The organism is Faecalicatena contorta, assembly GCF_021531995.1.
Classification (GTDB): domain Bacteria; phylum Bacillota; class Clostridia; order Lachnospirales; family Lachnospiraceae; genus Dorea_A; species Dorea_A contorta_A.
The window spans coordinates 1-681 of the sequence record NZ_JAFBIZ010000287.1 but is presented as its reverse complement, the minus strand read 5'-3'; the positions used below and the strand labels follow the sequence as shown (position 1 = coordinate 681).

The 681-nt window shown below is 44.8% G+C and carries 1 protein-coding gene; it reads right to left on the bottom strand.

Annotated elements, in window-relative coordinates:
* Positions 1 to 115 precede the first annotated feature (115 nt).
* On the bottom strand, positions 116 to 681 hold a 566-nt coding region (locus tag JQM82_RS15980; protein ID WP_235251406.1), incomplete at its 5' end, for a hypothetical protein.

Genomic DNA, 681 nt, shown 5'->3' with positions numbered 1-681 from the left:
CTTTTACTTTTTTTCCTTCGTACTTTCATTGTATGATTCCTTTCCTGTAAACAAAAAAAGAGGAACCGCCATGCCCGATGGGTAAGCAATTCCTCAACCTGTTATTTCTTTTGAGTTATCCGTTAAATGGAAGCTGGTCATCCATGCCTTCCGGGATTCCCTGAAAACCGTCTCCGGTAAAGCCACCTTGCTGTCCATATACCATGTTTTGCTGTGGATAATAGCTCTGCTGGTACATGTTGTTTCCAATCGGTCCAGAAGGTGGAGCTGCATAAGAGTTGCCCTGTGTTCTGGCACCTGCGGTGTTTGGGATACCTGCATTTTGATTTCCAGAACCATTCATGTAGCCGTTTCCCTGAGCAGCGTGATTTTGATAACTGCCACTTCCTGGGGTAGCCGCACCTCCGTTGTTGTTATTAGGCATGCTATTGCCATTTTGATGATTTCCAGAATTTCCGTTATTCTCATTTTCCGGCTTGTTGGAAAGGCAAAACTGCCAGTCCTTGACATTAATTTTGGCTCCTACTCCTGGCTGTCCTGCCTTTTGGCCCTGTTGATAGAGAAATGGATGGATTTCCAGATCTCCATAGACATAGATACAGGTTCCGGATTTTACACCGGCTTTGATCAGACGCTCTGCCAGGAACTTGTTAAAATAGCATTGATAGAACATGGACTCGT